The sequence below is a fragment of the Listeria innocua genome (genome assembly GCF_028596125.1).
Classification (GTDB): domain Bacteria; phylum Bacillota; class Bacilli; order Lactobacillales; family Listeriaceae; genus Listeria; species Listeria innocua.
On record NZ_CP117229.1, the window covers coordinates 1,204,114 to 1,228,577 of the forward strand.

General features: G+C 37.2%; 21 protein-coding genes. 19 read left to right on the forward strand and 2 right to left on the reverse strand.

Annotation, left to right across the window (positions count from 1 at the left end):
* Window positions 1-53 precede the first annotated feature (53 nt).
* The 8 genes from trmFO to PQQ29_RS06625 all read left to right on the forward strand — a co-directional run bounded on the left by trmFO (window position 54) and on the right by PQQ29_RS06625 (window position 7,059).
* Entirely contained in the window at window positions 54-1,358 is a 1,305-nt protein-coding gene (gene trmFO, locus PQQ29_RS06590) for an FADH(2)-oxidizing methylenetetrahydrofolate--tRNA-(uracil(54)-C(5))-methyltransferase TrmFO (protein ID WP_010990920.1), read from the forward strand.
* A 283-nt stretch (window positions 1,359-1,641) separates the two neighbouring features.
* Window positions 1,642-2,544, forward strand: a complete 903-nt coding sequence (gene xerC / locus PQQ29_RS06595; protein ID WP_010990921.1) for a tyrosine recombinase XerC — start codon at window positions 1,642-1,644, stop codon at window positions 2,542-2,544.
* A gap of 21 nt (window positions 2,545-2,565) precedes the next feature.
* Window positions 2,566-3,105: an ATP-dependent protease subunit HslV gene (gene hslV, locus PQQ29_RS06600; RefSeq protein WP_003761964.1), complete on the forward strand. Its 540-nt coding sequence runs from the start codon at window positions 2,566-2,568 to the stop codon at window positions 3,103-3,105.
* A gap of 13 nt (window positions 3,106-3,118) precedes the next feature.
* Window positions 3,119-4,528 (forward strand): ATP-dependent protease ATPase subunit HslU, encoded by a 1,410-nt coding sequence (hslU, locus tag PQQ29_RS06605; RefSeq protein ID WP_010990922.1) that lies wholly within the window; start codon window positions 3,119-3,121, stop codon window positions 4,526-4,528.
* A gap of 20 nt (window positions 4,529-4,548) precedes the next feature.
* Entirely contained in the window at window positions 4,549-5,328 is a 780-nt protein-coding gene (gene codY / locus PQQ29_RS06610; RefSeq protein WP_003747412.1) for a GTP-sensing pleiotropic transcriptional regulator CodY, read from the forward strand.
* A 102-nt stretch (window positions 5,329-5,430) separates the two neighbouring features.
* Entirely contained in the window at window positions 5,431-5,850 is a 420-nt protein-coding gene (locus PQQ29_RS06615) for an acyl-CoA thioesterase (RefSeq protein ID WP_003761973.1), read from the forward strand.
* 22 nt (window positions 5,851-5,872) lie between these two features.
* Window positions 5,873-6,184 (forward strand): hypothetical protein, encoded by a 312-nt coding sequence (locus PQQ29_RS06620; protein WP_003761975.1) that lies wholly within the window; start codon window positions 5,873-5,875, stop codon window positions 6,182-6,184.
* Window positions 6,185-6,186: 2 nt separating this feature from the next.
* Window positions 6,187-7,059 (forward strand): aldose 1-epimerase family protein, encoded by an 873-nt coding sequence (locus PQQ29_RS06625; RefSeq protein WP_187984102.1) that lies wholly within the window; start codon window positions 6,187-6,189, stop codon window positions 7,057-7,059.
* A 42-nt stretch (window positions 7,060-7,101) separates the two neighbouring features.
* Here the strand turns inward: PQQ29_RS06625 and plsY are convergent, their stop codons facing one another.
* The gene (plsY, locus tag PQQ29_RS06630; protein WP_003761980.1) at window positions 7,102-7,698 is read right to left on the reverse strand and encodes a glycerol-3-phosphate 1-O-acyltransferase PlsY; all 597 of its coding nucleotides are present in this window, start codon (window positions 7,696-7,698) and stop codon (window positions 7,102-7,104) included.
* Between the two features lie 157 nt (window positions 7,699-7,855).
* Between plsY and PQQ29_RS06635 the strand changes: the two genes are divergently transcribed.
* From PQQ29_RS06635 to PQQ29_RS06655, 5 genes are all read left to right on the forward strand, one after another.
* Window positions 7,856-8,266: a CoA-binding protein gene (locus PQQ29_RS06635; protein ID WP_003761982.1), complete on the forward strand. Its 411-nt coding sequence runs from the start codon at window positions 7,856-7,858 to the stop codon at window positions 8,264-8,266.
* Between the two features lie 175 nt (window positions 8,267-8,441).
* Window positions 8,442-10,409: a DNA topoisomerase IV subunit B gene (gene parE / locus PQQ29_RS06640; protein WP_045553001.1), complete on the forward strand. Its 1,968-nt coding sequence runs from the start codon at window positions 8,442-8,444 to the stop codon at window positions 10,407-10,409.
* The gene (gene parC, locus PQQ29_RS06645; protein WP_160463895.1) at window positions 10,406-12,862 is read left to right on the forward strand and encodes a DNA topoisomerase IV subunit A; all 2,457 of its coding nucleotides are present in this window, start codon (window positions 10,406-10,408) and stop codon (window positions 12,860-12,862) included. The genes parE and parC overlap by 4 nt, the downstream gene beginning before the upstream one ends.
* An 80-nt stretch (window positions 12,863-12,942) precedes the next feature.
* A complete protein-coding gene (locus PQQ29_RS06650; RefSeq protein WP_010990926.1) occupies window positions 12,943-13,410 on the forward strand; it encodes an S-ribosylhomocysteine lyase in 468 nt (155 codons plus the stop codon).
* A gap of 351 nt (window positions 13,411-13,761) precedes the next feature.
* The gene (locus PQQ29_RS06655; protein ID WP_187984103.1) at window positions 13,762-15,624 is read left to right on the forward strand and encodes a LapB repeat-containing protein; all 1,863 of its coding nucleotides are present in this window, start codon (window positions 13,762-13,764) and stop codon (window positions 15,622-15,624) included.
* A 107-nt stretch (window positions 15,625-15,731) separates the two neighbouring features.
* On the opposite strand, the gene PQQ29_RS06660 is transcribed toward PQQ29_RS06655, so the two are convergent.
* Complete coding sequence (locus PQQ29_RS06660; RefSeq protein ID WP_010990928.1) at window positions 15,732-17,633, reverse strand: acyltransferase family protein; 1,902 nt, start codon at window positions 17,631-17,633, stop codon at window positions 15,732-15,734.
* A 208-nt stretch (window positions 17,634-17,841) separates the two neighbouring features.
* Between PQQ29_RS06660 and PQQ29_RS06665 the strand changes: the two genes are divergently transcribed.
* The 6 genes from PQQ29_RS06665 (at window position 17,842) to PQQ29_RS06690 (ending at window position 24,396) form a co-directional block, all read left to right on the forward strand.
* Complete coding sequence (locus PQQ29_RS06665; protein WP_033533078.1) at window positions 17,842-18,549, forward strand: glycerophosphodiester phosphodiesterase; 708 nt, start codon at window positions 17,842-17,844, stop codon at window positions 18,547-18,549.
* 223 nt (window positions 18,550-18,772) lie between these two features.
* On the forward strand, window positions 18,773-20,449 hold the full coding sequence (locus PQQ29_RS06670; protein WP_003771631.1) for a glycerol-3-phosphate dehydrogenase/oxidase: 1,677 nt from the start codon (window positions 18,773-18,775) through the stop codon (window positions 20,447-20,449).
* 124 nt (window positions 20,450-20,573) lie between these two features.
* A complete protein-coding gene (miaA, locus tag PQQ29_RS06675; protein WP_153648157.1) occupies window positions 20,574-21,491 on the forward strand; it encodes a tRNA (adenosine(37)-N6)-dimethylallyltransferase MiaA in 918 nt (305 codons plus the stop codon).
* A 121-nt stretch (window positions 21,492-21,612) separates the two neighbouring features.
* Window positions 21,613-21,846, forward strand: a complete 234-nt coding sequence (gene hfq, locus PQQ29_RS06680; RefSeq protein ID WP_003719566.1) for an RNA chaperone Hfq — start codon at window positions 21,613-21,615, stop codon at window positions 21,844-21,846.
* 107 nt (window positions 21,847-21,953) lie between these two features.
* On the forward strand, window positions 21,954-23,177 hold the full coding sequence (gene hflX / locus PQQ29_RS06685; protein WP_187984104.1) for a GTPase HflX: 1,224 nt from the start codon (window positions 21,954-21,956) through the stop codon (window positions 23,175-23,177).
* Window positions 23,170-24,396: a methionine gamma-lyase family protein gene (locus PQQ29_RS06690; RefSeq protein WP_187984105.1), complete on the forward strand. Its 1,227-nt coding sequence runs from the start codon at window positions 23,170-23,172 to the stop codon at window positions 24,394-24,396. The genes hflX and PQQ29_RS06690 overlap by 8 nt, the downstream gene beginning before the upstream one ends.
* The last annotated feature ends 68 nt before the right edge of the window (window positions 24,397-24,464 follow it).

The window sequence follows — 24,464 nt, forward strand, 5'->3', positions numbered from 1 at the left end:
GGCAGCACTCGGATAGTTCCTGTGTTGCCATTGTTGCGCGAGGAGGCGGACAAATGGAAAAAAGTGTTAATGTAATTGGAGCAGGATTAGCTGGCAGTGAAGCAGCTTGGCAACTTGTAAAACGAGGTGTAAAGGTAGATTTATACGAAATGAGACCGGTAAAGCAAACACCAGCTCATCATACTGATAAATTTGCGGAGTTAGTATGTACCAATTCACTGCGAGCTAATGGCTTAACTAATGCGGTGGGCGTAATTAAAGAAGAAATGCGGTTACTTGACTCGATTATTATTGAATCAGCTGACAAAGCTTCTGTGCCAGCTGGAGGAGCACTTGCAGTTGATCGCCATGAATTTTCTGGCTATATCACGGACAAAGTGAAAAATCATCCACTCGTTACAATTCATACTGAAGAAGTCACATCTATTCCAGAAGGACCAACCATCATTGCAACAGGTCCACTGACTAGCCCAGCTCTAGCCGAAGAAATTAAACGCTTAACGGGTGAAGAGTATCTTTATTTTTATGATGCAGCAGCGCCTATTATTGAAAAAGATAGTATCGACATGGATAAAGTATATTTAAAATCAAGATATGATAAAGGGGAAGCAGCTTATCTAAACTGCCCAATGTCAGAAGAAGAATTTAACACTTTTTATGAAGCATTAGTAACTGCCGAAACAGCCGCATTAAAAGAATTTGAAAAAGAGGTTTTCTTTGAAGGATGTATGCCGATAGAAGTAATGGCAAAACGTGGTATTAAAACAATGCTATTTGGCCCACTTAAACCAGTTGGATTAGAAGATCCAAAAACTGGCAAAAGACCATATGCAGTGTTGCAATTAAGACAAGATGATGCAGCAGGGACGCTTTATAACATGGTAGGCTTCCAAACGCATCTTAAATGGGGCGAACAAAAACGTGTATTTGGCTTAATTCCAGGCCTAGAAAATGCGGAAATTGTTCGTTATGGAGTAATGCACCGAAACACATTTATTAACTCACCGACTGTACTTGAGCCAACCTATCAATTGAAAACGAGAAATGACTTATTTTTCGCTGGTCAAATGACTGGTGTGGAAGGTTATGTGGAGTCAGCAGCTAGCGGACTTGCAGCAGGAATCAATGCAGCTAATTTTGTACAAGACAAAGAGCCGATTGTTTTCCCTCCTGAGTCTGCGATTGGAAGTTTAGCAAATTACATTACAAGTGCTAGTAAGAAATCTTTCCAACCAATGAATGTAAATTTCGGTCTATTTCCGGAGTTACCAACTAAGATTCGCGCTAAACAAGAGCGTAATGAAAAATTGGCTGAAAGAGCATTAGATGCAATAAAAAAGGTTGCAGAACAACTTTAAAAACACTATAATAATTGAGGACTATTCTTTGCTGTTCTTTTCATCACGATTATCGCTTTTATATTTTTAAGAGATTCGATAGTGATGAAAAGGCAGTTTTTCTTTCGAGTGAATGGTCTAGACAAATCACGTTAATAAATGTTGACTTTTTCACATAAAAGCTTAGATTAAATTGAATTGATTATAAATCCTGATTAATTCGAAAAGTTGCGAAAAATGTATAAAATTATTGCAACGTGCATATTCTTATGTTAACATGATAGTGTTTGAGAGGTGTATTCGCATGACGCAAGAGGGGCAGTTAGAGAAGCGATTTCTTGACTATCTTCACTCAGAACGAAATTATTCAGAACATACAAGTACGGCTTATGAAAATGATTTAAGTGATTTTCGTCGCTTCTTAAATGAACAAGCTATTATAGAGTATCAACAAGTTACATTTTTAGACGTTCGAATTTATTTAACTGAATTAAAGCAAAAATCTTTTTCTAGAACAACTGTAGCTCGAAAGATTTCAAGTTTACGGAGTTTTTACACTTTTCTTTTAAGGGAGAATGTGATTACTGAAAACCCATTTACCTACGTTTCACATGCGAAAAATCAGCTAAGGCTTCCCAAATTTTTCTATTCAGAAGAAATGGAAGCTTTGTTTCAAGTGGTTTATGAAGATAATGAAACGCTTACACTGAGAGATCGAGTGATTTTAGAGGTGCTCTATGGTACTGGAATTCGGGTGAGTGAATGTGCAGGAATCATGCTTTCTGACTTAGATACATCTTATCAAGCAATTCTGATTCGAGGAAAAGGGAATAAAGAACGCTATGTACCGTTTGGTGCCTATGCGGAAGATGCGATAACAGATTATTTAAGTGGGCGAATAGAATTAATGACTCGTTTCAAAAAAACGCATGACTCATTACTTATTAATCATTACGGAGATCCGCTTACAACAAGAGGGATTAGATATTGTTTAACGAAAATAATTAGTAAAGCTTCATTAACTCGAAAAATCCATCCGCATATGCTACGCCACACCTTTGCGACGGACTTACTTAACAACGGTGCGGATATGAGGACGGTACAGGAGTTGCTTGGACATGCTAGCTTATCATCCACCCAGATATATACGCACGTGACAAAAGAACATTTAAAATCTACTTATATGAAACATCATCCGAGAGCTTAAATTTGGAGGAGGTTAAGGAAAATGGAATTACATGCTACTACAATTTTTGCCGTGCAGCACGATGGTAAAGCTGCGATGGCTGGGGACGGTCAAGTCACGCTCGGGGAATCGGTAGTAATGAAACACACTGCCAAAAAAGTTCGCCGCCTTTTTCATGATAAGGTAATAGCTGGTTTTGCTGGATCCGTTGCAGATGCCTTTACTTTATTTGAAAAATTCGAAGCAAAATTAAATGAATATAATGGAAACTTAGAAAGAGCTGCTGTGGAACTCGCGCAACAATGGCGAAGTGATAGTGTTCTACGTAAATTAGAAGCGATGTTGATCGTAATGGACAAAGATACATTGTTGTTAGTTTCTGGAACAGGTGAAGTTATTGAACCAGATGATGGCATTTTAGCAATCGGTTCTGGTGGTAACTATGCTCTAGCTGCTGGTAGAGCGTTAAAAAGACATAATGGCGGACAAATGGAAGCTAAAGACATAGCTCGTCATGCACTGGAAATCGCTTCTGAAATTTGTGTGTTTACGAATGACCATATTACAGTAGAAGAGCTTTGAAGGAGTGGTTAATTTGACAAATTTAACGTTAATGAACCAGTTGACACCAAAGCAAATTGTCGAAAAACTGGATCAATATATTATTGGACAAACCGGAGCGAAAAAATCAGTTGCTGTAGCACTAAGAAACCGCTATCGTAGACAACTGATGGATGAATCTATCCGAGATGAAATTATTCCAAAAAATATTCTGATGATTGGCCCAACTGGGGTAGGTAAAACAGAAATTGCACGCCGAATTGCAAAAATCGTTCGCGCACCTTTTTCAAAAGTAGAGGCTACTAAATTTACTGAAGTCGGCTATGTTGGACGCGACGTGGAATCAATGGTTCGCGATTTAGTTGAAGTGTCAGTACGTTTAGTAAAAGAAGAAAAAATGCAATTAGTACGTGTGAAAGCTGAAAAAAATGCCGAAAAACGACTAATTAAATTACTAGCACCAAGTCAAAAGAAAAAGCAAACAACATCACAAAATCCACTAGAGGCGCTTTTTGGCAGTATGAATCAACCTGATGAACCTGCTGAGGAAGAAGTAGACCAAGAATTAAAGAATAAAAGAAGCCAAATTGAATGGCGCCTTCAAAACGGAGAGCTTGATGATGAAATAGTAACAGTTGAAGTAAAAGAGCAACAAAACCCGATGTTTGATATGATGCGTGGAACTGGAATGGACCAAATGAGCGGCATGCAAGATGCTCTTTCAGGTATGTTCCCAGCGAAGAAGAAAAAACGCAAAGTAACCGTTCGTGAAGCGAAGAAAATTCTTTTTGAGGATGAAGCATCTAAATTGATTGATTCAGATGAACTCGCAGCAGAAGGAATTCATCGCGCAGAGCAAATGGGTATGATTTTCATTGATGAAATTGATAAAATCGCTAGTAAAGAAGGCGGCGGAAATGCGCAAGTTTCCCGTGAAGGTGTTCAAAGAGACATTCTTCCAATCGTTGAGGGGTCGCAAATTTCTACCAAATATGGTACAGTCAACACGGAGTACATTTTATTCATTGCCGCTGGAGCTTTTCATATGTCTAAACCAAGTGATTTAATTCCAGAGCTTCAAGGTCGTTTTCCAATTAGAATTGAGCTGGATAAGTTAACACAAGAAGATTTCTACAAAATCTTAACAGAACCAGACAATGCGCTAATTAAACAATACAAAGCTTTACTCAAAACAGAAGGAATTGACTTGATTTTTACAAAAGAAGCTGTAGAAAGAATCGCTGAGATTGCATTCCAAGTTAATCAAGATTCAGATAATATCGGAGCAAGAAGACTTCATACCATTTTAGAAAAATTACTAGAGGATTTACTTTTTGAAGCACCTGAAATTAATATGGAATCCATCAAAGTAACAGAAAACTATGTTAATGAAAAACTTGCGCCAATAATGACGAATAAAGACTTAACACAATTTATTTTATAAAATACTAGGAGGATCTAATAATGACTTTATTAGAAAAAACAAGAAAAATTAATGCTATGTTACAAAACGCTGCAGGTAAAACAGTAAACTTTAAAGAAATGGCTGATACTTTAACAGACGTAATTGAAGCAAATACGTATATCGTAAGCCGTAAAGGTAAATTACTTGGTTATTCTGAAGCATTACCAATCGAAAACGACCGTATGAAACAAATGCTTACAGAACGCCAATTCCCAGAAGAATATACTCAAAGTTTATTTAATGTTGGTGAAACTTCTTCTAACTTAGAAGTATCAAGTCAATATACTGCTTTTCCAATCGAAAACAGTGATTTGTTTACTAAAGGTTTAACAACTATCGTACCTATCGTTGGTGGTGGCGAACGCCTTGGAACACTTATCTTATCTCGTTTAGAAAGCAATTTCACAGACGATGATTTGTTATTAGCTGAATACGGCGGAACTGTTGTTGGTATGGAAATCCTACATGAAAAAGCAGAAGAAATTGAAGAAGAAGCTCGTAGCCGTGCAGTTGTACAAATGGCAATTAGCTCTCTTTCTTACAGTGAATTAGAAGCTATTGAGCATATTTTTGATGAATTAAATGGTAAAGAAGGCCTTCTTGTTGCCTCTAAAATCGCAGACCGTGTCGGCATTACACGCTCTGTAATCGTTAATGCGCTTCGTAAATTAGAAAGTGCAGGCGTTATTGATTCTCGCTCATTAGGAATGAAAGGTACATTTATCCGTGTACTTAATGATAAATTCCTAGTAGAACTTGAAAAACTTAAAAATAACTAAAAAACCAAAAAAGCTTTCTCTGAAAATATTCAGGGAGAGCTTTTTTTTTATTGCTTTGGTAAAATAAGAAGGAAGAAGTAGTTGTGACTGGAGGAATTTGGAATGGAAATTGCTGAAACAACCATTGAAGTACGCTATGCAGAAACAGATCAAATGGGGGTTGTTTATCATAATAATTACCTTGTTTGGATGGAAATTGGTCGAACAAGATTAATTGAACAATTAGGTTTTCGTTATTTTGATATGGAAGAAGCGGGGTACCTTTCTCCGGTATTAGATGTGCATATTCATTACGGAAAACCACTGCGCTACGGACAGAAAGCAGTTGTAAAAACATGGATAAAAGGGTATGATGGACTTCGTGTTACTTATGGTTATGAAATTTGCTATGAAGGAACAAATGAAGTAGCAATAACTGGAGAAACAGAGCATGTTTGTGTAACAAAAGAAGATTTTCGGCCTGTTTCGTTAAGAAGAACTTTCCCGAATTGGCATGAAGCCTATCTAAAAGCTTTAGAATAAATAAGACTGGTAGTGATGAAAAATGGCTTTTGGTGTAAAACGCGATGAAATGGAATTATGGAAAGAAAAAGCAGCTCGTGGCGAGATTGCGATTATTACGCATTACTGGCTAGATGATCGTTTTCCTGATTCAAAAACAGTAACCAAAGTTGCATGTGTCGATTTGAAAAAACTGCAAGAATGGGGAAAACAATATGGTTTAGCGCCAGATTGGATTGATAACCGTCGAAAAAACTTTCCGCATTATGATTTGTTTGGCGAGATGCAACTCGTTGTACTAAAAAAAGAAAAAGCCTTTGAACAAATCGAGCGGTTTCATTTGGAGGAGAAATAACAATGATTAAACTAGAAAATGAATTACTACTTGTAGAAATGAAAGAAGCTGGTGCTGAATTAACACGAATTTTCCACAAAGATACTAAGTTAGAGTATTTATGGAATGCAGATAGTACCTTTTGGGGGCGTCATTCTCCGGTTCTATTCCCGACAGTAGGTAGACTTGTTGAGGATACTTATTTTGTAGATGGTAACCCGTATCACTTAGGTCAACACGGCTTTGCGCGTGATCGTGATTTTAAAGTAGTGGAGCACACAGAAAACGCTGTACGCTTTGAACTAGATGCGGATGAAGATTCATTAACGATTTATCCGTATAAATTTAAATTATCGATTATTTATACAATAGAAAAAGATTCAGTTGCGGTTTCTTATGAAGTGGAAAATACGGACAATAAGCGCATCTATTTCTCCATCGGCGCGCATCCAGCCTTTAATTTACCACTTACTGACGGAACTACATTTGAAGATTATTATTTGGATTTTGGAACAGAAGAGAATCTCGAAACACTTTGTCTGGAAGGCCCTTATCGCAGTGGTAAAATTGAAAAAGTTGTCAATGAACCAGCAAGATATTTGCCATTAAGCTATGATTTATTTAAAAATGATGCACTGATTTTTGAAGCATTAAAGCAAAAAGAAATTACGATTAAATCAGACAAAACTCCACATTTTGTAAAAGTGTCATTTCCAGAGTTCCCGTTTGTTGGGGTTTGGACAGCAAAAGCAGGAACGCCTTTCTTATGTATCGAACCTTGGTACGGAATTGCAGATGGTGCTGGAAAATCGGTTGAGCTTCGAGATAAAGCAGGTATTGAACATCTAGAACCAGAAGCAGTTTTCGCTTCTGAATATAAAATTACTATTGGTTAAAATAAAAACCCAGCAGAGCTAAATAGCTCTGCTGGGTTTTTATTACATCCATTTTATTTTTGGTTCTTCGCCGTTTCGAATGCGCGTAATATTTGCTCGGTGGCGCCAAATAACAAAGAGAGCGATGCAAGCAACGAGGATAATTAAAATCCAGTCTCCCATGAAAAAAGAAATAATTAATGCTGCAAGTGCTCCAATCATTGAACTAAGCGACACATATTTGCTGATTTTTAATGTTAATAAGAAAACGACTAGTGCTGCTACAAACAAAAGTGGTGCATAAGCAAGGATAACACCAGCAGAAGTAGCAACTGCTTTCCCACCTCTGAATCCTGCGAAAAGCGGGAAACTATGTCCGATAATCGCAAATGCTCCCGTAAGTAACCAGAAATGATGATTAACATTTAGTTGGAAAAAGAATGGAAGTAATGTTGCGACAGTACCTTTTAAAATATCCATCACTGTAACAATACTGCCCGCTTTTACCCCTAAAACACGGAAGGAGTTTGTAGCTCCTAAATTTCCGCTACCAAAATCACGAATATCTTTTTTGTAAAAAATTTTACCGATCCATAAGCCAGAAGGTATTGAACCGATTACATAAGCTAACAAAGAAAGCAGAATTAAATTAATAGTCATTTTTAAACCCCTCAAGAAGAAATGATGTTTTCCATAAAGAATTATAGCATAAAAAAAAGATTTTTGGCTAAATTGTTCCGATAAAACACGATGAAAAGTTGAAAAAACCGCAAAAATAGCTTATGATTAGAAAGAATAGTAGGGGGCGATTAGACTAATGCAAAATCCAACAAAAGAGGAAATAGCGCATATTTTAAGAGAAGCAAAAGTAATCGCAGTCGTTGGTTTGAGTGATAAACCAGACCGCACAAGTTACCGAGTAAGCCAAATCATGCAACAAGCTGGGTATAAAATTATTCCAGTAAATCCTAATGCAAATGAAATTCTTGGAGAAAAAGCTGTAAAGAGATTAACTGACATTAAAGAACACGTTGATATTGTGAATGTTTTCCGTCGCTCGGAATTTTTACCAGACATAGCGCGGGAATTCGACCAAATAGACGCAGACGTGTTTTGGGCACAACTTGGCATTGTTAATCAGGAAGCATTTGATTTTTTGACAGAAAAAGGATATTCTACTGTCATGGATTATTGCATTAAGGTTGCTTATCAAGAAATGGATTACTAACAACCATTTTTGAAAGAAGCAGGTTCTTATAGCAGAGCCTGTTTTTTTATGAAAAAGAATTTGTCACCAAACTATCACTTTATTAATTAGCTGGTTAATGCTATTCTGATAAGGTGGTTTTAAGCGAAGAACAACGTAAAGTTGCAGATTGATGGAATGAAGGGAGTTTTGAAATATGAATCGGAATGAGTATAATGATGATTCTATTCAGGTGCTTGAAGGACTGGAAGCGGTCCGGAAACGCCCAGCGATGTATATTGGCTCAACTGATGTACGCGGGCTGCACCATTTAGTATATGAGATAGTAGATAACTCGGTCGATGAGACCCTTGCAGGATTTGGTAAAAAGATAGTTGTGACGCTTCATGATGATGGTAGCGTTAGTGTTAGCGATGAAGGCCGCGGAATGCCAGTTGGAATGCATAAAACTGGTAAATCTACGGTAGAAGTTATTTTGACCGTTCTTCATGCTGGCGGTAAGTTTGGCCAAGAAGGTGGCTATAAAACAAGTGGAGGACTTCACGGCGTAGGGTCTTCTGTTGTAAATGCACTTTCTGAATGGCTAGTTGTTACAATCAATCGTGACGGCGCAACATACCAGCAAAAATTTAAAGATGGCGGGAAACCAGATGGAACACTTAAAAAAATTGGCAAATCTAAAGCCACTGGTACTACGATTCGCTTTAAACCAGATCCAGCCATTTTCCCAACAACTTCCTTTAATTATGAAACATTATCCGAACGTTTAAGAGAATCAGCATTTCTTCTTAAAGGCATGCTAATTCAATTAGTCGACGAACGTGTTGGTATGGCAGAGTCTTTCCACTTTGAAGAAGGTGTGAAGAACTTTGTTGAATATATTAATGAAGGAAAAGATGTACTTCACCCAGTAGTCAGTTTTGAAGGAGAAAATGCGACCATTGAAGTAGAAATGGCGTTCCAATTCAATGATGGCTACTCTGAAAATATCTTGAGTTTTGTTAATAACGTTCGAACTCGTGGAGCAGGTTCGCATGAGTCTGGAATGAAAGCTGCGATGACACGTATTTTCAATGACTACGCTCGTCGGGTAAACTTACTCAAAGAAAAAGATAAAAATCTTGAAGGTAGCGATATTCGCGAAGGCTTATCCGCTGTACTTTCTATTCGCGTACCAGAAAAAATTCTTCAATTTGAAGGTCAAACAAAAGAGAAGCTAGGGACACAGGAAGCGCGTCAAGCAGTTGATGCAGTTGTGGCGGAACATTTAGCTTACTTCCTTGCTGAAAACCCAGAAACAAGCTCTCTTCTAGTTAAAAAGGCAGTTAAAGCAAGAGAAGCAAGAGAAGCAGCCAGAAAAGCCCGTGAAGAAACACGTAATGGCAAGAAAAAGAAACGTTCAGAAACACTTCTTTCTGGAAAATTGACACCAGCACAATCAAGAAATCCTAACAAAAATGAACTGTATCTTGTCGAAGGAGACTCGGCCGGTGGATCTGCCAAACAAGGTCGTGACCGCCGTTTCCAAGCAATTTTGCCACTTCGAGGAAAAGTAATTAATACTGAAAAAGCAAAATTACAAGATATTCTAAAAAACGAAGAAATTAGTACCATTATTCATACAGTTGGTGCCGGAGTTGGTACTGAGTTTGATGTAGAGGACTGTAACTATGACAAAGTAGTTATCATGACCGATGCTGATACGGATGGTGCCCACATTCAAGTACTATTATTAACATTTTTCTATCGTTATATGCGACCTCTTGTGGAAGCAGGAAAAGTCTTTATTGCCTTACCACCACTTTACAAAGTAAGCCGTGGTTCTGGTAAAAAAGAAGTGATTGAATATGCCTGGACAGACGAAGAATTAGATGCAGCTATTCAAAAAATCGGTAAAGGCTATATGATTCAACGTTACAAAGGTCTTGGGGAAATGAATGCAGACCAACTTTGGGAAACAACAATGAACCCAGATACACGTACGTTAATTCGTGTGCGCGTGGATGATTCCGCACGCGCAGAACGACGCGTAGCAACACTGATGGGCGACAAAGTAGAACCAAGACGTCAGTGGATTGAAAAGCATGTCGAGTTTTCTATGGAAGATAGCCAAAACATTTTAGAAAATGAAAACATGATGGTTGAGGAGGCGAAAGACATTTGAGTAATCCAGAACAACATATCCAAGACTTAGCACTTGAAGAAGTTATGGGCGACCGTTTTGGTAGATATAGTAAATATATTATTCAAGAACGTGCGCTTCCAGACGTGCGAGACGGTCTAAAACCCGTACAACGCCGGATTTTATTTGCAATGAATGTCGAAGGAAATACTGCTGAAAAAGGTTTCCGTAAATCTGCTAAAACAGTCGGAAACGTTATCGGTAATTACCATCCGCATGGTGATTCTTCCGTTTATGAAGCGATGGTACGGATGAGTCAAGACTGGAAAGTACGCAATATGCTTATCGAAATGCACGGAAATAACGGTAGTGTTGACGGTGATCCACCAGCTGCAATGCGTTATACCGAAGCACGTCTTTCTCCAATATCAGCTGAACTATTACGTGATATTGAAAAAGAAACAGTCGATTTTATCCCAAACTTTGATGATACTTCTAGTGAGCCAACTGTTTTACCAGCGCGTTTTCCTAACCTTTTGGTAAATGGCTCAACTGGTATTTCGGCCGGATATGCGACAGACATCCCGCCACACAATTTAACTGAAATTATTGAAGCTGTAATTAAACGTCTTGATAAGCCATTTTCGACAACAGAAGATATTATGAAAATTGTCAAAGGACCCGATTTCCCAACTGGTGGAATTATTCAAGGGATTGACGGAATTCGTAAAGCTTATGAAACAGGAAAAGGCCGCGTAGTTGTTCGTTCTAAAACAGAGATTGAAGATATTCGTGGCGGTAGGAAGCAAATTACCATTCATGAAATTCCATATGAAGTAAATAAAGCCAATTTAGTTAAGCGAATGGACGAACTTCGTATTGAGAAAAAAATCGAAGGAATTTCTGAAGTGCGCGATGAAACTGACCGCACCGGACTGCGCATTGCCGTAGAGCTTAAAAAAGATGCAAATGCGGAAGGCGTACTGAATTACCTCTTTAAAAATACAGATTTACAAGTAAGTTATAATTTTAATATGGTTGCAATTCATAATAAGCGTCCGGAATTAATGGGAATTATCCCAATGCTTGATGCTTATATCGAACACCAAAAAGAAATTATTACTAAACGTTCAGAATATGATATTCGAAAAGCACGCGCTCGCCAACATATTTTAGAAGGCTTAATCAAAGCTCTTTCTATTTTAGATGAAGTGATTAAATTAATTCGTGGTTCTAAAGATAAACGTGATGCGAAATTAAACCTGCAAACAACATACGATTTCAGTGAAAAACAAGCTGAAGCAATTGTATCCTTGCAACTTTATCGTTTAACTAATACAGATATTCACGAACTTCAAAGTGAAGCAAAAGAACTTGCAGAACAAATTAGTATTTTAGAGAAAATCCTTGGCGACGAAGCAGAACTTGTTGCAGTCTTAAAATCGGAATTAGCTGATATTAAGAAAAAATACAAAACCGCTCGTCGGACAGAAGTACAAGCTGAAATTACAGAAATCAAAATTGACACAGAAGTACTTGTGGCTAATGAAGATGTGATTGTTTCTGTAACAAAAGAAGGCTATGTTAAACGCACAAGTCAGCGTTCTTATGCGGCTTCAAATGGTGCAGAGTTAGCAATGAAGGAAGCAGACCACGCGATCTTCATTCAAAAAATGAATTCTCTTGATTCGTTATTATTATTTACAAATAAAGGGAATTTCATTTATCGACCAGTACACGAATTACCTGATATTCGCTGGAAAAACCTTGGCGATCACGTTAGTCACTTAGCTAGTGATTTATCTGCTGGAGAAGAAATACGCTCTGTTATCGCTATCGATTCCTTTACAGAACAAAAACGATTCTTATTTGTCACCAAAAATGGTATGACAAAGCAATCGGCTATTACTAATTACAAACCGCAACGTTATTCTAAATCTATGATGGCCATTAAGTTAAAAGAAGATGAACTTTTGAATGTATATTTAATTGATGGAACTGAAGATATTTTTCTAGCTACTAGAAATGGCTACGGATTACGTTATCCAATCGCTGAAATTCCTGAATCAGGCGCTAGAACTGCGGGTGTTAAAGCAATCAATCTGAAACAAGGTGACGTGGTTATAGGCGGAGTAGTCCTTACACCGAATGATAACAAACATATCTTATTAGCCACACAACGCGGCTCCTTGAAACAAATGAAAGCAAGTGAATTTGAACCAATTTCAAGAGCAAAACGCGGCTTACTAATGCTTCGCGAACTGAAAAGTAATCCCCATCGTTTCATCGGTCTGACGCTTGCTGATAGTAAAGACCACTTGTTTATTGAAACTAACAGAGAACAAATTGTAGAAATAGATGTAGCAAACCTTCGTGTAACGGATCGTTATTCTAATGGCTCTTTCGTATTAGATGAAACGATGGAAGGTGAACCAACTTCTATCTGGCTAGATATACCAGAAATAAAAGATACAACAGACGCTAAAGACGAATAAAAGTAAGAATCCTCGCATAGAAAATATGCAAGGATTCTTTTTTTTGATATAATAACTAAGAATAAAAGGAGGGTACAATGATGGCAGAAAAAATGAACGTAGAAAGTTTTAATTTAGATCACACCAAAGTAAAAGCGCCTTTTGTTAGACTTGCTGGAACAAAAGTTGGTGTGCATGGGGATGAGATTTATAAATATGATGTTCGCTTTAAGCAACCAAATAAAGAACATATGGAAATGCCTGCACTGCACTCTCTAGAACACTTGATGGCTGAACTTGCCAGAAACCACACCGATAAATTAGTCGACATTAGTCCCATGGGCTGCCAGACTGGTTTTTATATGTCATTTATCAACCATAATGATTATGATGATGCTTTAGAAATTTTAGCTACTACTTTAACGGATGTATTAGCCGCAGATTCGGTTCCAGCATGCAATGAAGTACAATGCGGTTGGGCAGCGAGTCATAGTTTAGAAGGTGCCAAAGAGCTTGCAGAAGAATTCTTAGCGAAACGAAGCGAATGGAAAAATGTCTTTGGTGAATAAACGGAAAAATCTCTCTATGTGAATAGGGAGTTTTTTTCTTAGTAGAGACCTTTCGCGGCATATACTTGTTTTTTTGAAAGCGTATTCCATCAAAAAGTCACATTTTCGCCATATTTTATGATTCGTTTACTACTCAATAAAATACTCTTCCAAAGCTCATTATTAAGCCATTCCTCTTGATTAGAATAGTTCTTTTTTAATTATATGATTAATATATCGTGGAATGTTCACAATTTGTCCATTGGTATTTGGTCTATACCGGACTATAATTTACATTGTTAAGACGAGCAGACAGCCGTTTTAGACGATTACATTTGTAATTAATCTAAGTACAGAGAGGAACAACAGCGTATGTCGATTAAATCTAAAATTATGAAAGTCGGGATTTGTAGTGTCATGGTTATGGTACCACTATCTCAAGTTTCTTTACCTAGTTTTGCCGCAGAAGAACAAGGATTACAAGCAAGTCAAGATGTAGTAAATATTCCAGATCCAGAACTAAAAAAACAATTAAATTCTCATATGTCGAAACCAGCTACTGCTGATATTACAGAAGATGAAATGAGTAGGCTAGATAATGTTTCATTAAGTTCAGGTATTACTGACCTAACTGGGTTAGAGTATGCAAAGAATATTACTAGAATATCATTCCGTGGTGTAAATGCTTCCTATGACGTAGTAACAAAACTTCCTAAACTTAATAATTTAACTATCACAGGTTCTAATATTACTTCTGATAAAATTCCTAATCTAAATAGTATGACTAATTTAGAACATTTATATTTATACGAATCAAATTTTGACAATTCGTTACTTCCTAAAATTAACGCGCTTCCCAATTTAAAAACCCTTAATATAGGTTATAATAAGCAAATAACTAATATAAGTTCATTAAAAAGCCTTCCCAATTTAACCGATTTAGTAGTTATGGGCTGCCAAATTGACGATTTCAGAGGGATTGCAGATTTTCCGAAATTAGAAAATTTTAATGGTACTTATCAAAGATTTGAAGATGAAGCAAGCAAGAGTCTTAAAAGTAGTGAGCTAACATTTAATGAAGCAGAACAAACACTATTTATCCCATTTAAAATTTTGGAAAAACAAACGATTTATAACTACGATGGAACCATTTTACCCTACGATACAAATCCTGCTAATTTAATGATTGAAATAGATTCTGGTTATGAATTTACGGATGATAAAACTACTATTTCACAAGAAGGTGTTACACTAAAGAATTTTTCCAAAGAAAATTATGATGGTATGGAAATGTTATATATAGTCGCTATGTTCGATGGAATTAACATTGCAACACCACCAAATTTAGCTAATGGAACATATAATATAACTGGAAATCTTTCTGGTGGATTATATGACGTCGATCATTCTGTAAGTATTGAAGCAGATGATAATGTATCTTATACGCAAGGACAAACCGTAACACCAGAACAATTCTTAAAAGATATTAATGCAAGTGCCAATGGTGGAACAATTACAAGCGACTTTGCAGATAAAGTAGATTTCTCCACACCGGGAACTTATACAGTTACTTTAAATGCATCAAATTCAGTTGGTTTAACGGCTGATCCAGTGCAAGTAACCGTTACTATCGTTGAACAAACAGTGATTACTGCAGAAACAGAAGTTAGTTACAATATGAATGACGCAAAAACAGAAGCTGAATTTTTAGCGGATATTAATGCTGTAACGAACAATAGTGCTGCGATTACGACAGACTTTGATACAGTTGTTGATTTAACAACAGCTGGTGAATATACAGTTACACTAAATGCAGGAACAGCGAAACAAAAAGCAACACCATTTAAAGTTACTGTTAAAGTTGTAGATCCAACACCGGCGCCAGCACCAGATCCAACGCCGACACCGGATCCAACACCGTCACCAGATCCAACACCAACACCAGACCCTGCATCTGACCCTGATCCATCAAACGATCCAGCGCCAGCAGAAGATCCTGGAACATCCATTGACTCAACGGGTTCAATTGACTCAACTGATCCAGCTAATTCAACATCAGAAGATTCAAGTTCTTCTACTCCGAAAGCTAGTAAAAAAGCTAACTCTGGTAACTCAACATTAGTAACAGCCAGCAAAGCAAGTTTACCAAAAACAGGTGATTCTTTACCTGTAACTGGAGTAGCAGTAGGATTCTTAGTTTTAGGATTAGGCGTTCTAATTGCTCGTAAAAAATAATAACAAAAAACTACTCGCTCAAAATAGTGGCGGGTAGTTTTTTTGGCTATCAATATACAAGGTTTAAATATAGTAAACAAAAAAGCTGCCCGTATTAGGGCAGCTTACTATTTTTTCATTACACTTGTTAACATCGCGACATAGGCTTGAGCACCAGATTTAGTTAAATGAACACCATCAGGAGCGAAGTATTGCGACTGGCCACTTGACCTTGAATACCAATCAACGACAGTCACGTTTGGACGTGAGGCTGCGTTAGCAATGCTCTTGTTTACTTCATTTTGCCATCCTCTAGGGACTCGTGTGTTGACTAGATAAATTGTTGCTTTATCGAATTGGTCTAATAGTGTATTCAGTTGATCTTCAGTAAAAGGACCGTTTGTGCCGAGTTCTAATATTACTGAGCTGTTTTCGCTATTAAACTTCTTATAACCAGTTGCAGTATTTATAGCATCGCGCAATTGTCGACCAACTAGACCATCAATTGTCACATTAGGAACTGCTTCTTTTAAGTATGGCTCGATGTCAAGCATTACCGAATCACCAATAGCTACTGTTTGAGTAATCGTAGGGGTTGGGGTTGCAGCTTTATCTTTATTATCTGGTTGGGTCGGATCATTTTGTCCCGCAGCTTTATTTGTTTCGGGTTCTTTCTTTTTCTCTGTATCCGTTGTTGTTTTTTCTTTTTCTTTCTCTTTCTCTTCTGCTTCTTTTTTGGTTTCTTTCTCAGTATCTTTTGTGGATGTTGTGGTTTTAACGGATGTTTGTTGTTTTTCAGCATTAGTATTTACAGAAAGAACATTTGTCATCCCAAGCGCAAACACTGCTAAAACAGCTACAAGGCCAGCGATACTAAGCCATTTGCCAACCGGTTTATTTTTCAAGACAAAATAATTTTTATCTTTGAATCCTTTGAAATAATTAATGAAGCCGTTTTTGCGAATAGGTGTTTCAATGAAACGAAACGATAATTCAGCGATAATAAATGTTGCGGCAACTTGCAAGATAGCGCGCCAAATATTGGGCTGCGTGATTTCTAAAACAGGTGTAGTCAAAGTAATAATTGGATAGTGCCATAAATAAATACCATAGGAACGTGTCCCAATCCATCTAAGCGGTTTAAAACTAAAAATTCTGCTTAAATAAGAGGCTGGGTGGGAGATAGTTGCAATCATGATAACGCCAAGAATAGCAACTAACAGCAAACCACCGCGGTATAAAAATGGTTGGTATTCACTAACAAACGCTGTAAATAACAGGAAGAAAAGAATACTAATTGTTCCAGCAATATTAAGAGCAGCTTTACTTTTCTTCGGTACAACTGGGCTAAGTCGGTTGAAAGGCCAAACAAAAGCGAGTGCACAACCAGCTAGTAAATCAAATGCTCTTGTATCTGTTCCATAATAAACTCGACTCGGATCAGTTCCCGGGACATATAACACAGTCATTAAAATCGCAGAAAGAAGACCTAATCCTACAACGATTTTTAAAAGTAATTTAGGATTTTTAACCCACTTGAGGAATACAAGTAAAAACAAAGGCCAAACCATATAAAATTGTTCTTCTATTGCAAGAGACCATAAGTTTTTTAACGGTGATGGAAGTCCAAATGAATCGAAATAAGATACATTATGGAAAATAAACCACCAATTACTTACATAAAAGAATGAAGCAATAGCGTCACCACGTAAGTTTTTTAAAATTTCAGGATGGAAAAACACGGAATAAATCACAACTACTACAATCATCACGTAGACAGCTGGAATCAGTCGTCGAAAACGTCTGAGCCAAAATTGCTTTAACTGCAGTGATTGATTTTTTTCCCATTGTGTTAACAAAATATTCGTAATTAAATAACCAGATAAGACGAAAAATATGTCGACGCCGATGAATCCACCTTTAGCCCAACTGAAGTTCAGATGGTAGGCAATTACAGCGATAACAGCGAGTGCTCGAAGTCCATCAATACTCGGAACATATTTTCTACTGTAGCGAGTAGTCCTTTTCAAATTAACATCTCCTATTTGTGATAAATATGTGTGTGTAAACTTAGACAGAGATAGTAAAGCCATCTGTTTTTAGCTCCATACTATAATACCATAGATAAATCAAGAAGTAATTTAAAAAGCTGAAATTATACATGGATTTTAAAAATTTGAGTATATTTACTTATTTTTGTTATAGTAATTATAAGTAAATAGTTTGGGGGGAAGCGATTTGACAGAGATTTATGCTCATAGAGGAAGTAGTGGCACACATCCTGAAAACACATTGCCGGCTATGAAAAAAGCTATAGAAACAGGTGCTGATGGAATAGAATTAGACATACATGTACTAAAATCTGGAGAATTAATCGTAATGCATGACGAACGTGTGGATAGAACTACTAATGGGACTGGATTTTTAAAAGATTTTACATTGCTTGAGGTGAAAAAATTATATACCGCCAAACACTTTTTTAGAAAAGTTCGCGTGCCTACTTTAGAAGAAGTATTTAAATTAGTGAATCACACGGGAGTAAGCCTCAATATTGAATTAAAAACAGACGTCTTTGAATATGAAGGAATTGAGAGAAAAGTTTTAGAATTAGCGAGTCAGTTTCCGAATGTTGAGCGGATGTATTCTTCTTTTAATCCTGATACCCTGATTCGCCTTAGAGAACTAGATAGTGGAGCAAGGTTAGCGCTTATCACACATGGCAATTTAGACAAGGTGCTTCCCCTACATGAAAAAATTCAGTTAGACGCGGTTCATCCGCCAATAAAAGCGGAAAACAACCCAATCCTCCAACAAATTCCAGCGCGTTTTTGGACAGTGAATAAAGAAGCGGACATAACTCATTTTATAGATATTCATGCAAAAGGAATTATGACTGATTTTCCAGAAAGAGCTGTAGCAATTAAAGAGAGTAAAACAAGTCGCTGAGCAAAACGCTTTCATTCTAAAAGATTACAAGCTATAATCGAAGTAAGTTAATAATTAAATTGTCTGAGATTCGGAGAGACTGCAAAAGGCGAGCGCAATCGCCTTCATTTGCAGTCTCTTTTTTTGTTTTTTTATAACTTAAAGCGTTTCAGTTCATTGGAATAGTGGAAAAGTAGCAAGAAGGCATAAATCAGACGTAAACAATTTGAAGGGGGCAAACAAAATGGTACAATTATTCTCAGCTTTTGATAGAGAAACCATTGAAAGAAATTTACAAGAAGAAAAATTTGATTTAGTCATTGTTGGCGGCGGTATTACTGGAGCAGGAATCGCATTAGATGCAACTTCCAGAGGTATGAGTGTGGCGCTAGTAGAAATGGGTGACTTCGCAAGCGGAACTTCAAGTCGCTCCACGAAATTAGTCCACGGTGGCTTACGTTACCTACAACAATTTGAAATTAAAGAAGTAGCAGACCTTGGGAAAGAACGCGCTATCGTTTATGAAAATGGTCCACACGTTACGACTCCAGAATGGATGATGTTGCCATTCCATAAAGGCGGAAATATGGGTAAAACAACAGCTTCCTTTGGTATTCGTTTATATGACTATTTAGCAGGCGTAAAGAAAAATGAACGCCGCAAGATCTTAAGCGCCAAAGAAACCTTAGCAAAAAACCCATTTGTTAAAAAAGATGGCTTAAAAGGCTCTGGTTACTATGTAGAATACCGGACCGATGATGCCAGATTAACGATTGAAGTAATGAAAAAAGCCGTTGAACTTGGCGCAAACGCAATTAATTATACAAAAGCAGAACACTTCTTATATGATGATAAAAAACAAGTGGTTGGCGTGACTGTAACAGACCGTCTAACTGGCAAAGCTTACGATATTAAAGGGCGTCGCGTAATTAATGCAGCTGGACCATGGGTAGATAAAGTCAGAAAACTCGACTATGCTACAAATAATAAACACCTTCGCTTAACAAAAGGTATTCATTTAGTTATCGATAAACAAAAATTCCCAATGGAACAAGCGGTTTATTTCGATACACCAGATGGTCGAATGGTTTTTGCTATCCCTCGTGATAAAAAAGTGTATGTTGGTACAACGGATACAGTTTATGATGAAGCAGTAATTAATCCAAAAGCACTCGAATCTGACCATAATTATGTTATTAAAGCGATCAACTATATGTTCCCAGATGTGCATATTAGCGAAAAAGACATTGAATCAAGCTGGGCTGGCGTACGTCCGCTTATTTACGAAGAAGGAAAAGATCCTTCTGAAATTTCTCGAAAAGATGAAGTTTGGTTCTCTGAAAGTGGCTTAATCACAATGGCTGGTGGTAAATTAACAGGCTACCGCAAAATGGCTGAAAAATTACTAGACGATGTATCCAAAACATTGTCCAAAGAAACTGGTAAAAAATATAAACCAGTTCAAACAAAACATTTACCTATCTCAGGTGGAGACATTGGCGGTTCAGAACAATTAGAAGCATTCCTTTCGAAAAAAGCGAAAGAAGGAAATAATCGTTTCGGTTGGACACTAGAAGAAGGTCGCGAAATTGCTAAACGATTTGGTAGTAATATTGATCAATTGTTTACCTACGCGCAAGAACACAAAGACCAAAATGAAACTACTCTACCAAATAGTCTTTATGCAGAACTTCGCTATTCGATTCAACATGAAGCCGTAACAACACCGATTGATTTCTTATTACGCCGTACAGGTTACTTGCTGTTTGATATGCCATATTTACTTGAATGGAAAGACGCTGTTGTAGATGAAATGGCCAAACAATTCCACTGGAGCGACGATGTAAAACAAACTTATATAGAAGAATTAAATATCCAAATTAATGATGCCAGAGAACCAGCAGATTGGCATGATAGATAAAAGAATCATAAAAAGAGCGCATTTCTTCCAGATTTGCGCTTTTTTTATGAAAAAAATCATTTTCGCTATTTTCAAGAAACCATTTTCATGGTACATTGATTACAGGCGAAAAGGAGGTTTTTTTTTGAGTAAGATTCCTGTTATCGTCATCGTTGGCCCAACTGCTGTCGGTAAAACAAGTCTTAGTATTACCTTAGCGAAGAATTTTGATGGAGAAATCATTAGCGGCGACTCTATGCAAGTATATCGCGGATTAGATATTGGTACCGCAAAAATCACACCAGAAGAAATGGATGGGATAAAACATTATCTAATTGATGTAACTGATCCAGCTGTTCCTTTTACAGCAGCAAAATTCCAAGCAGAAACAAGGGGCTTAATTGAATCCATACATAATAGAGGAAAACTTCCAATAATAGTTGGTGGAACAGGACTATATATTCAGTCTGTTTTTTATGATTATGGTTTTGGAAATGCAAGTGAAGATAAGGCTTACCGAAGAGAACTAGATCAATTGGACAAAACGACTTTATGGCAAATGCTAGATCAACTTGATCCAAAAAGCGCAGAACTTATTCATGAAAATAATAAAAGGCGTGTCATAAGGGCTCTAGAAGTGATACATTTGACTGGAAAACCTTTTTCTGAATATCAAGTTCATCATACGTTAAACGAAGCATATCAACCTCTTTTTCTAGGACTTGATTTAGACAGAGAGTTGCTTTATGAACGAATCAATAGGCGCGTAGAGCTAATGTTTGAAGAAGGACTAGTTTCAGAAGCATCGAAGCTATATGATAAACATTTAGTCGATGTTCCAGCCATACGAGGCATCGGTTATAAAGAATTATTTACTTATTTTGATGGAAATAGTTCGCTTGAAGAAGCAAAAGAATTAATTCAAAAAAACTCGCGTCATTTCGCGAAAAGACAGTTAACGTGGTTTAGAAATAGAATGGATATTGACTGGATTCAAGCGGGTGTTAGCACAACTGACACTGAAGCAATGGAAAAAGTGAAGACCTTTTTAGCATCTAAATAACACTTTTCTGTTTGGTAGTAAGAAATAAAGGGTATTTGAAATTAGCCAACCAATTGCACAATGAAACTACATTGGGGTTTGGGAATTTTTTAGTATAAGATAGAGATTGGAGAGGGAAATTATGAAACAAGGTGGACAAGGGTTACAGGACTATTACTTAAATCAATTGCGTAAGGAAAAAATTCTTGCAACAGTATTTTTAACAAATGGCTTTCAGTTAAGAGGACGCGTTGTAAGTTTTGACAATTTTACCGTACTACTAGATGTCGAAGGAAAACAACAACTTGTATTTAAACACGCAATTTCAACTTTCTCCCCGCAAAAGAATGTCGCTTTGAATCCTGATGCGGAATAAGCAATTCCTTTAAAAGGCAAGAAACTCGTTTTGGCGATGTTTCATGCCTTTTTTTTATACCAAAAATATGCTACGATTAGTTTTGTCTGAAAAAGGGAGATGTACTTGTGGAACGGGAGAAAATAATACTTGTAGGCGTCATATTGCCAAATAAAACAGAAGAAGCTTTTTGGAACTCCATGAGCGAACTCCATAGCCTTGCTAAAACGGCGAACGGGGAAGTTATGGATGAGTTGATTCAAAAATTAGAACGCGTGAGTCAGACGTCCTTCATAGGTTCAGGTAAGCTGATGGAACTTTCAGAGTTAGTGGAAATGCATGAAGCGGATGTGGTTATTTTTAATAGTGAACTTAGTGCTACACAAGTGCGCAATATTTCTAAAATAGTGGATGCACGAATTATTGACCGCACACAATTGATTTTAGATATTTTTGCGATGCGAGCTAAGTCTAAAGAAGGTAAACTACAAGTCGCCTATGCTCAGTACAAATATTTACTACCTAGACTTAGTGGACAAGGTGCCTCGCTTTCGAAATTAGGGGGCGGAATTGGTTCAAGAGGTCCAGGTGAGTCGAAACTAGAAATGGATAAACGTCATATCCGCGAAAAAATGCATGATATAAAAGCACAACTGACACACGTCGAGCGACATCGCAAGCGTATTATTGATAGAAGAAACACCCAATCCGTATTTCGTTTCGGTTTAATCGGTTATACGAATGCGGGAAAATCAACCATTTTCAACCGTTTAACAAATGAAACGACACTTGAAGAAGATAAATTATTTGCAACACTCGATCCAACCACAAGAAAAATTCGATTTGAAGGCGGGTTTCAAGCACTTTTAACAGATACAGTAGGTTTTATTCAAGACTTGCCAACAACTTTGATCGCGGCATTTCGTTCTACGTTGGAGGAAACCGCAAATGTTGATGTTTTAATTCATGTAGTGGATGCCTCTGACCCAGATTACTTACAGCATGAAACGACTGTAATAAACTTGTTAGAAGAGCTTGAGATGAGCCACCTTCCAACATTAATTATCTATAATAAAATGGACAAAGCGCCGTCTACATTCGTACCTGATCGACCAGAGCACCTACTTATTTCAGCATTGGATCAAGATGCTCCTAAAGAAATAAAACAACGAATGATTGAACTAATTGAGAAAAACTGGACTTTCTTTATAGAAGATTTATCAGAAGAAAAAGGTAAGGAATTAGCGCAACTGAAACAACAAGCATGGATAACAAAGCTTGAATATATGGAAGAAAAAGCATGTTACCGAATCGAGGGTTATCGACCTAGAAAGGAAACTACTAATGACTGAAATTCAAACAATAAGAAAAAAAGTCGAACAACAAATTGCTTCATTACAAAACGAAACTGATGAAATTGCCGAATTTAACCAAGCAAAAGTGCTTGATGCTTTCCAGGAAAATAAAGTAAGTGATTTTCATTTTAATCCATCGACTGGTTACGGTTATGATGACGAAGGGAGAGATACGTTAGAACGCGTGTATGCAAGCGTATTTAAAACAGAAGCGGCTCTCGTTAGACCGCAAATTATTTCTGGTACGCATGCAATTTCTACCGTTCTATTCGGAATCTTGCGCCCAGGGGATGAGTTATTATATATAACTGGTGAGCCATATGATACGTTAGAAGAAATCGTGGGTATTAGAAGTGAAGGTCAAGGTTCGCTTAAAGACTTTCAAATTGGCTACGATGCAGTACCGCTACTAACAATTGGCGAAATAGATTATCCGGCAGTATCTAAAAAAATATCCGCTAACACAAAAATGATTGGTATTCAGCGTTCTAGAGGCTATGCAGATCGACCTTCTTTTACAATAGAGAAAATAAAAGAAATGGTTACTTTTGTAAAGAACATCAACCCCAATATCATTGTTTTTGTAGATAATTGTTACGGGGAATTTGTGGAACGAATAGAACCGACCGAAGTAGGCGCAGATATTATTGCAGGATCGCTCATAAAAAACCCGGGTGGAGGTTTGGCAAAAACTGGTGGTTATATTGCTGGAAGAAATACCTTAGTCGATTTATGCGGCTACCGGTTGACGACTCCTGGGATAGGAAGAGAAGCGGGCGCATCGCTTTATAGCTTATTAGAAATGTATCAAGGATTCTTCTTAGCACCACATGTAACTGCTCAAGCAATTAAGGGAGCTCGTTTTACTGCTGCTATGTTAGCTGAATTCGGCGTAGAAGCAGATCCGCTTTGGGATGCCAAAAGAACTGACTTAATCCAGAGTGTATCTTTCCACAGCAAAGATAAAATGATTGCTTTTGCTCAAGCAATCCAAGCTGCCTCCCCAGTTAATGCACATGTTTTGCCAATCGGCGCATATATGCCGGGCTACGAAGATGACGTGATAATGGCAGCAGGTACATTTATTCAAGGAGCTAGCCTTGAACTTACAGCGGACGGACCGATTAGAGAACCTTATCAACTATACGTCCAAGGCGGTTTAACATACGAACACATTAAAATTGCTGTCACTAGAGCAATAGAAAATTCTTTATAAAAAAGTAACATCCATTTTCAAAAAAAGTTTTTATTTTTTTACCACGGTAGTTTCTATCGTGGTTTTTT